Raw genomic sequence first — 8,715 nt, forward strand, 5'->3', positions numbered from 1 at the left:
AAACGGAGTCAGGCCTGCGGCAGGAATGAATCCGGCCCGACCTCGCCGTGCTCGGTAATGATGGCGTCGAAGCCGTCCATGGCTGAGAAGAAGGCGCGCTTGAGCTTGCCGATCTTGCTCGAGTCGATGACCAGGTAATTTTCGCGCGCCAGGCTCATCACCTTCTGCTTCACCACCGCCTCGTGGAAATGCTCGCAGGTGGCACCGCGCTTGGCATCGACGCCGGCGGCCGACAGGAAGGCCGCGTTGATGCCGACGCTGTTCAAAATGTCGAAATCATGCGTGCCCGAGAATGACGCCGACGCTGGATGATAGACGCCGCCCAGCATGATGATGGTGACATTGGGCCTGCGGCTCAGCCGCTCCGCGACATTCATGGCGTAACATATTGCCGTTATTTGATAATTTTCGGGAATGAGATCGATCAGATGGATCAGCGTCGTGCCGCAGTCGATGAAGATCGTCTCGTCGGGCCGTATCTTGCGCACCGCATGCGCGCAGGCTTCGCGCTTGGCCACCGCATGGCTGTCGGCCGCGGTCGCCAGTTCATAGGGGATATCGGCCTCGATCTCGGCCGCCGCCAATATGTGTCCGCCGAGATAGGCGATCTGCCCCTGGTTGGTGGCGATGTCGCGCCGCACCGTCATCTCGGAGACGCCAAGCAGCGCCGCCGCTTCGCTGAGATGGATGACCCGCCGCTGCGACAGCAGATCTATCAACCGTGCCGTCCTTTGCGCCTTGCGAGCTGTCATGCGTGGGCCTGTTGGTCACCTGAATGTGAGGATTTTAACAACCGCTCGCATTCATATGCAAGTGCGGCGCACGGGCTTGGCCTGCCATGGCTAACGGAGGCGCTTGTTTACGAGGTTTTTGCTTCGCTGAGACCGGTCTTGGAGACCGTCAGGCCTTGGCGGGGTTCCCCGCCCCGAACCGCAAGCCATCCATCAACAGCTTGACCAGCCGCCGCGAACGGTCACGCCACTCCGGCGTATCGGGCGCGGAATAGATGCCCGACAGGGCGTGCAGCACATCGGAGGCATCGACATCGCCGCGGATGGTGCCGTCGGCCACCGCCGCCTCGACCAGTTGCCGCAAGGCCTGCGAGACCCGCCCCGACGTGTCGGAAAACAGCGTCGAATTGGTGGTGAGCAGGATGCGCAGGCTGGTCGCCAGGCCGCGCTTGGTGGCGATGTAGTCGACGAAGCGCCGCATCCACTCCTCCAGGGCGACATCGGACGGATGCCTTGCCGCAAGCTCGCCGGCGGCGGCGCAAAGCGCCTCCACCTCGCGGCGGTAGACCACCTCGACCAGATGCTCGCGCGTCGGGAAATGCCGGTAGAGCGTGCCGATGCCGACGCCGGCGCGGCGCGCGATCTCCTCCAGCGAGGCATCGATGCCGCGCTCGGCAAACACCGAGGCCGCCACCTCGACCAGCCGGTCGCGGTTGCGCTGGGCATCCGCGCGCAGCGGTTTGGTTTCCGCGGCGGCGTCTTCAGCGATGACGGCTTCGGCCAATTTTTTCTCCACGGACAAAATATGGGGACTTGAACCCGGCCAGGCCAGCCCCCACGTAATAAACGGAGGCACCTCCGCTTTAAGTGGAGTGCTTTCATCATATAGGCAGGGAACCCCGTATGTCACCTCTTTCGAACCCGCAAGACAAAGCGGTTACCCACTGGAGACTGGCGAAGGCCGCCAACATCTAGCCTCCGCGCCCCTTGCCCTCCTCCGCGCCCCTTGCCCTCCTCCGCCCCGACACCAATTCATTCCCCTCAGCGTCAAGCAACTGGAGCCAGACGCCCATGACAAAAATCCCCGTCCACCTCGACATCAACGGCCAGCATCACGAATTGCAGCTCGAGCCGCGCGTCACGCTGCTCGATGCCTTGCGCGAGCGGCTCGGCTTGACCGGCACCAAGAAAGGCTGCGACCACGGCCAGTGCGGCGCCTGCACCGTGCACATAGACGGCGAGCGCGTGCTGGCGTGCCTGACGCTGGCCGCGCAAGCCGAAGGCCGCGCCATCACCACCATTGAGGGGCTTGCACGGGCGGGCGAACTGCATCCCGTGCAGGCTGCCTTCCTCGAGCAGGACGCCTTCCAGTGCGGTTATTGCACGCCGGGCCAGATCATGTCGGCGGTGGCCTGCATCCGCGAGGGCCATGCCGGCTCGGATGAGGAAATCCGCGAATACATGGCCGGTAATCTCTGCCGCTGCGGCGCCTATCCGCACATCGTCGCCGCCGTGCGCCAGGCAGCTCAGGAGTTCGCATCATGAGGGATTTTTCCTATCTTCGCGCCACGTCTGCCGATGCCGCACGCCAGGCGGCCGCCCTGCCCGGCGCCATGCTGCTGGCCGGCGGCACCACGCTGATCGACCTCGCCAAATGCGGCGTCGCCGAGCCCGACACGCTGGTCGACATCACCCATCTCAAGGGGCTCGACCGGATCGACGTGAGCGAACGCGGCGCCACCATCGGCGCGCTCGCCAAAATGGGCCGTGTCGCCGACCACGCCGATATCAAGAGCCGCTTCCCCGCCATCTCCGAAGCGCTGTGGCAGGCGGCGTCGGCGCAGATCCGCAACATGGCGACCATCGGCGGCAATCTTATGCAGCGCACGCGCTGCCCCTATTTCCGCGATCCCTCCAACTTCTCCGCCTGCAACAAGCGTGATCCCGGCAGCGGCTGTTCGGCGATCGGCGGCGTCACCCGCGGACACGCCGTGCTCGGCACCAGCGAGGCCTGTATCGCCATGTATCCCGGCGACCTCGCCACCGCTTTGGTCGCCTTCGACGCAACAGTTCATCTGGGCGAGCGCAACCTTCTGGTCGACGACTTTTTCCTGCTGCCCGGCGCCACGCCCGACAGGGAACACGCCATCGAGCCGGGCGAGATGATCACCGCCATCGAAATCCCCGGCTCCGCCGCCGCCCGCCGCTCGACCTATCTGAAGGTCCGCGACCGGCAATCCTATGAATTCGCTGCGGCAAGTGCGGCGGTTGGTATCGAATTCGAAGCCGATGGCCGCACCATCCGCGACCTGCGCGTGGCGCTCGGCGGCGTCGCGACCAAGCCCTGGCGTGTCCGTGCCGTGGAAGACGCCCTGAAGGGCAAGGCACTGGAGCCGGAAACCGTCCGTGCCGCGAGCCTGCTCGCCGTCGAAGGCGCCGTCGACCATGGCGCCAACCACTACAAGATCGAACTCGCGCCGCGCGTTGTCGCGCGCGCCATCCTCAAATTGGGAGAGACGGCATGACCGTTCACAACATCAGAGTTGGTGAATCGAAACGGGGCGACGCCTCCGACGGCGCATTGACGGAAGCCGTCGGCGGCAGGCTGTCGCGCGTCGACGGCCCGGCCAAGATCACCGGTGCCGCGAAATACGCGGTCGAACAGCAGCTCGAAGGTCTGGCCTACGCCGTGCTGGTCGAAAGCACGATCGCCTCGGGCAAGGTGCGCGCGATCGACACGGCAATCGCTGAAGCCTCGCCGGGCGTCCTGCAAGTGCTGACCCCTGACACCATCATCAGCCTCCGGACCGCGTCGGACTGGTTCGGCACGCCGCCGCCGGACAAGCCCTACTGCCCGCTGGCGCGCGACATCACCTTCTCGGGCCAGCACGTCGCGGCGGTCGTCGCCGATACCTTCGAGCAGGCGGTCGCCGCGGCGGCCTTGGTCAAGGTCAGCTATGACGAGACGCCCGCCATCGTCGACCTCAGCGACGGCAAGGCCGGCGACGGCATTCCGATCGATGCCATGACCAAGGAATGGGGCGACGCGCCTGCCGCCTTCGCCGCCGCGCCGGTGCGCATCTGCGCCGCCTACAACACGCCGCGCGAATATCAGGCGCCGATGGAGCCGCATGGGCTGATCGCGCACTGGCAAAGCGATCATCTCACCGTGTGGGAGCCGAGCCAGTGGCTGGACGGTATGGCCCGCACCTATGCCGAATGGTTCGAAGTGCCGTTCGAGAATGTGCGGCTGGTCTCGCCCTATATTGGCGGCGGCTTCGGCTCCAAGGCGCTGGCGCTCAGCCATAGCGCGGTGGCGGCAAGTGCCGCCAAGATGCTGGGACGGCCGGTGAAGCTGGTGATGACGCGGCCGCAGACCTTTACCGGCTATGGCGGCCGCGCCGCGACGCGCCAGACGGTGACGATCGGCGCCGACCGCGACGGCATGATCCAGTCGATCGTGCATCGCGGCGTCAATGAAACATCCATCGACGGCATGTGGGTCGAGCCGCTGGGCTCGGTCACCTCGATCATGTATGCGACGCCGAATTTCTCCTCGAAGCAGAATGTCGTGCGGGTCAATTCCGTGGTGCCGGGCGCCATGCGCGCGCCGGGCGAAAACCCCTCGGCCTTCGGCATCGAAAGCGCCATCGACGAGCTTGCCTATGAGGTCGGCATCGATCCGCTGGAAATCCGCCTGCGCAACTATGCCGAACAGGACCCGCACGCCAGAAAAGCCTGGTCGACCAGGCAGTTGCGCGAGGCTTTTGCTGCCGGTGCGGAGCGCTTCGGCTGGTCCAGGCGCTCGCCAAAACCGCGTTCGATGCGGGACGGCAACCAGCTGATCGGCTGGGGCGTGGCCGCCGGCACCTATCCGGTGCGGCGCGCCTATGGCGAGGCTGTCGTGCGCATCCTGGCCGACGGCTCGGTCGAGGTCGAAAGCTCCTCGATCGACATGGGCCAGGGCACCTACACCATCCTTGCGCAGACCGCCGCCGAGACGGTCGGCGTGCCGGCCGACGATGTGGTGGTGAAACTCGGCGATTCCCGCTTTGCCCGAGCCGGCGTCAGCGGCGGCTCGCGGCTGGCCGGCGTGATGACGGGTGCGGTTCATAAGGCGGCGACCTCGGCGCTCGACCAGCTGGTCGGGCTTGCCATCAGCGATCCGCGCTCGCCCTTCCACGCGCTGCAGGCCAACACTTTGGTAGTCGCAAAGGGCCGCATCGCTTCGCCGCGCGGCGACGGCCCGGATGTCTCGATCGCCGAACTGCTCAAAAGCGTCGGCCGCGACCGCATCGAGGCGACCGGCGACACCATGCCGGCCAACTCGACCGCCGAGGACCGCTACAAGAACTACACCACCATCGCCATGGCGCTGCCACACACCGAGGGCGACTATTCGCGCTATTCCTGGTGCGCGCATTTCATCGAGGTGCGCGTCGACGAGGATTTCGGTACGGTGCGCGTCTCGCGCGTCGTGTCGGCACTGGATTCCGGCCGGCTCTACAACCCGAAGCTCGCCGAAAGCCAATGGAAGGGCGGCATCATCATGGGCATCGGCCAGGCGTTGCTGGAAGAAGGCATCATGGATCGTCGCTATGGCCGCATCGTCAACAACAACCTCGCCGATTACCTGGTGCCGACCAATGCCGACATCCCGGAAATCGAGGTGATCTCGGTGGGCATTCCCGACCTGCACTCCTCGGCGCTCGGCGGCAAGGGTGTCGGTGAACTCGGCATCGTCGGTGTCGCGCCCGCGATCGCCAATGCGGTGTTCCACGCGACGGGAAAGAGGGTGCGCGATTTGCCGATCACGCTGGAGAAGCTGATCTGAGGGTGGAGCGCGTAATCTCCCTTTGCGCTGGAGATTACGCGCTCGTCCGCTTTCGCCCCTACCACTCCAATCCGAACGCCAGCTTGCCGAAATGCAGGCCGCCGGCGGCCATGTGGGCGTAGGCTTCGGCCGCGTCACCAGGCGAAAACACCTTGTCGACGACCGGCTCGATCCCGGCCGCGCCGATGGCGCGGGCGGCGTCGCGAAGGTCGGACACCGACCCGGTGTTGTTGCCGATCACCTTCAGCGCCTTGATGATGATCGGCAACAGGTTGATCGTGGCCTCGGCGCCGGTGACGAAACCGATGGTGAACAGCGTGCCGCCGGGCGCGGTGGCGTTGATGGCGCGGGCGAAGGTGGCGGTGCCGCCGGTCTCGACGACGAGGTCGGCGCCGAGGCCGCCGGTCAGTTCCAGCACCTTGCCGTCCCAGTCTGATGTCGCGCGGTAGTTGATGAGATGATCGGCGCCCAGCGCCTTCGCCCGCTCCAGCTTCTCGTCCGATGACGAGGTGATGATGACGGTGGCGCCGGCGGCCTTGGCAAGCTGCAGGGTGAAGATCGAGACGCCGCCGGTGCCGAGCAGCACGACCACCGAGCCCGGCCCGACATTGGCGGTGCGCAGCGCGTTCCATGCCGTGGTGCCGGCGATCGGCAATGTCGATGCAGCCTCGAAGGAGAGATGCGCCGGGACCGGCACGAGCGAATTGGCCGGCAGCGCGACATATTCGGCCAGTGACCCCGGCAGCGAGACGCCACGCATCTGCGTCATCTCGTAGGGCCGCGGCCGGCCGCCGATCCAGCGCGGCTTGGCATGGGCGACGACGCGATCACCCGTGCTGAAACTCGTAACGCCCTCGCCCAGCGCGACGATCTCGCCGGCGCCGTCGGCGACCGGGATGAGCGGAAAGCTCGGTCCGGGATAATTGCCGCTCGCCACCGCGACATCGACGAAATTCAGGCTTGCCGCACGCTGGCGGATCAGCACCTCGCCGCGCTGCGGTTCGGGGGTGGCGACGGTGGCGGCGCTGAAGGCGTCGAGCCGGGGTTGGCTCAGTTCGATGGCTTTCATGGTTTTCACTCCGGTGGGACGATTGATGGTTGAGTGAACCTATCTGCTGCGCTATTCCTATATAATCGTTTCTTTTTGCATTTGAGTAATGCGGAAAATGCAGCAATCTCACGAACCGGCGGCCCTTGCCGAAATGGCGGCCTTCGCTGCCATCGCCGAGGCGCGCTCCTTCACCAGGGCAGCAGTGCGTGTCGGGCGCGACGCGACCATCCTGTCGCGGCGCCTGCAATCGCTGGAGGAGCGGCTGGGGGTCAGGCTGCTCTCCCGCACGACACGCAGCGTGTCGCTGACCGAAGCCGGTGCCGAATTCCTGGTACGCGTGCGCGCCATCCTCGCCTCCGTCGACGAGGCAGAGGCCGCCGCGTCGGCTCATGCCGACGGCAGCCCGCGCGGCCTGCTCAGGCTGGCGCTGCCCGGCACGTTCGGGCGCATGTGGATCGGACCGCTGCTGCCGCAATTCCTTGCCGAATATCCCGATATCCGCATCGAGGCCGAATTCTCCAACCGCTTCGCCGATCTGGTCGCCGAGAATTTCGACGTCGCCGTGCGGCTCGGCGCGCTGGAGGATTCGCGCCTGGTGGCGCGCAAGGTGGCGACGCGGCGCCGGCTGCTTTGCGCCGCCCCCGCCTATCTCGCCCGAAGAGGCAGGCCGCGGACGCCGCAGGCGCTGCTCGAGCATTCCTGCCTGGGCTTCAGCGGCTTCCAGACCTTTCCGGCCTGGGAGATGACCGACCGCGAGGGCCGGCGCGCACGCGTCGAGGTTTCCGGACCGTTGGTCAGCGACGATGCCGAGGTGCTGGTGGAGGCCGCCGTGCAGGGCCTCGGCCTGATGATGAGCACCGACTGGCTGATCGGCCGCGAGCTCGGCGACGGACGGCTGGTTCCTGTCCTGGAGGAGTGGACGCTGGCCGACGAAGGCGCGGTCTATGTCGTCGTGCCCTCCGCCAAGGGACAAGCCGCCAAGACCCGCGCCTTCGCCGACTGGATCAGCAAGCGCTTCGCGCCGGTGCCGCCCTGGCGGCAATGAAGTGGCGTCATCCTGTTTATCTCCCCGCCTATCCTGGAAAATCCCAGTTCGACCGGTTCAGGACATCGCTGGGTGGAAGAATCTCTTCGGGCTTGAGTTCTCGGCGCTGAACCTCATCGGCGACAAATTCCTCACGTGGCCCCCACGCTCCACCACTGCCGATTTTTAGCGGGATTTTGTCCTGCGTCAGACATTGCGAAAGGTTTATGTCAAACGTACCCGGAGCCATGTCGAACCAGTCGCACGCCTCGCCGAGAACACTGTCCGTGCGGCCCATGCTCTCCGGGATGACATTGCGGCCGAGGTGAATAGCCGGCGAATCTGCCGACTGACATTTCTCGCATATGGAGAGACGCTCAAACGCACCGCCCTTGGCGGCCCCGAAGGATAGTGCCTGCCCCGTTTGGTCGTTGCGGATATTTAGGGTTCGCCGTCCATCGGGATACGATGTTTCATCGTAGGTCCATGGATCGTGCCGCCGCAATGCCCTGACCGCACCTTGCCATTGCATGTGCATGGCAAAATCCGGTGGGCGCTTGACAGCGGTTGCAGCTTGGGGTGGCGGATGGTCGAAGTGCAGCCATTGGGCAACCTCCAGCAAATTGGCAGGCAGCTCGACCGCCTCGGCGGACACGGGGCGCCGTTCGAGTCTGACAATCGCCGTCGATTGAAACAGCGAGCCGTTCACAAACACCCTCGTGGCTATCTCGATACCATCAGCCGTCAGGCAACTCAGCCATTGCAGTTTAGGAACCTGCTTGTCTGGATCGCGCCGCACGACGTCCCGCACGTCGCATCGCTCGCCGGCATGCGTCTCGGTCTGGCCGGTTTCCGTTACTGCGCGAATTCGTTCGTAGGACGTCGACGTCCGACGGTTTACCGAAACAGAGGAATAGTTTGAATCCCTAGAGCCTTTCACGTTTTGACGGAAGCGTAGCCTGCGTTTTCGAAGTAGTTCTTGCATTCGGCTGCCTCGATGGTTTCGACGAGGTGGCCGATGTAGCGCCACGTGTCCTCGACGGTGCGTTTCTGAGCCTGGCGCATCCAGTGTTTG

The 8,715-nt window shown here is 65.3% G+C and carries 8 protein-coding genes and 1 pseudogene; 4 read left to right on the forward strand and 5 right to left on the reverse strand.

The window, feature by feature from the left end; genetic code table 11:
* Positions 1–8: 8 nt before the first annotated feature.
* Both AB4Z43_RS31680 and AB4Z43_RS31685 read right to left on the reverse strand, forming a co-directional pair.
* Entirely contained in the window at positions 9–752 is a 744-nt protein-coding gene (locus AB4Z43_RS31680) for a DeoR/GlpR family DNA-binding transcription regulator (protein ID WP_019859415.1), read from the reverse strand.
* Positions 753–900: 148 nt separating this feature from the next.
* A complete protein-coding gene (locus AB4Z43_RS31685) occupies positions 901–1,527 on the reverse strand; it encodes a TetR/AcrR family transcriptional regulator (protein ID WP_019859416.1) in 627 nt (208 codons plus the stop codon).
* 275 nt (positions 1,528–1,802) lie between these two features.
* Between AB4Z43_RS31685 and AB4Z43_RS31690 the strand changes: the two genes are divergently transcribed.
* Genes AB4Z43_RS31690 through AB4Z43_RS31700 form a run of 3 tightly spaced genes read left to right on the forward strand, consistent with a single transcriptional unit; the run spans position 1,803 to position 5,565 of the window.
* Positions 1,803–2,276 (forward strand): (2Fe-2S)-binding protein, encoded by a 474-nt coding sequence (locus tag AB4Z43_RS31690; protein ID WP_081295939.1) that lies wholly within the window; start codon positions 1,803–1,805, stop codon positions 2,274–2,276.
* A complete protein-coding gene (locus AB4Z43_RS31695) occupies positions 2,273–3,256 on the forward strand; it encodes an FAD binding domain-containing protein (protein ID WP_441940681.1) in 984 nt (327 codons plus the stop codon). Before AB4Z43_RS31690 ends, AB4Z43_RS31695 begins: the two co-directional genes overlap by 4 nt.
* On the forward strand, positions 3,253–5,565 hold the full coding sequence (locus AB4Z43_RS31700) for a xanthine dehydrogenase family protein molybdopterin-binding subunit (RefSeq protein ID WP_441940683.1): 2,313 nt from the start codon (positions 3,253–3,255) through the stop codon (positions 5,563–5,565). Before AB4Z43_RS31695 ends, AB4Z43_RS31700 begins: the two co-directional genes overlap by 4 nt.
* A gap of 58 nt (positions 5,566–5,623) precedes the next feature.
* On the opposite strand, the gene AB4Z43_RS31705 is transcribed toward AB4Z43_RS31700, so the two are convergent.
* Entirely contained in the window at positions 5,624–6,634 is a 1,011-nt protein-coding gene (locus AB4Z43_RS31705) for a zinc-dependent alcohol dehydrogenase family protein (protein ID WP_441940685.1), read from the reverse strand.
* A gap of 97 nt (positions 6,635–6,731) precedes the next feature.
* On the opposite strand from AB4Z43_RS31705, the gene AB4Z43_RS31710 reads away from it, so the two are divergent.
* Positions 6,732–7,661, forward strand: coding sequence for a LysR family transcriptional regulator (locus AB4Z43_RS31710; protein ID WP_019859421.1), 930 nt, complete (start codon positions 6,732–6,734; stop codon positions 7,659–7,661).
* A gap of 28 nt (positions 7,662–7,689) precedes the next feature.
* On the opposite strand, the gene AB4Z43_RS31715 is transcribed toward AB4Z43_RS31710, so the two are convergent.
* Both AB4Z43_RS31715 and AB4Z43_RS31720 read right to left on the reverse strand, forming a co-directional pair.
* Positions 7,690–8,625 carry a hypothetical protein gene (locus AB4Z43_RS31715; protein WP_441940687.1) on the reverse strand — a complete coding sequence of 312 codons (936 nt, stop codon included), beginning with the start codon at positions 8,623–8,625 and terminating at the stop codon, positions 7,690–7,692.
* Positions 8,577–8,715: pseudogene (locus tag AB4Z43_RS31720) on the reverse strand (IS630 family transposase); the annotation flags it as partial. The pseudogene AB4Z43_RS31720 and the gene AB4Z43_RS31715, both read right to left, overlap by 49 nt.

Source organism: Mesorhizobium sp. 2RAF45 (assembly GCF_052115225.1).
GTDB classification, from domain to species: domain Bacteria; phylum Pseudomonadota; class Alphaproteobacteria; order Rhizobiales; family Rhizobiaceae; genus Mesorhizobium; species Mesorhizobium jarvisii.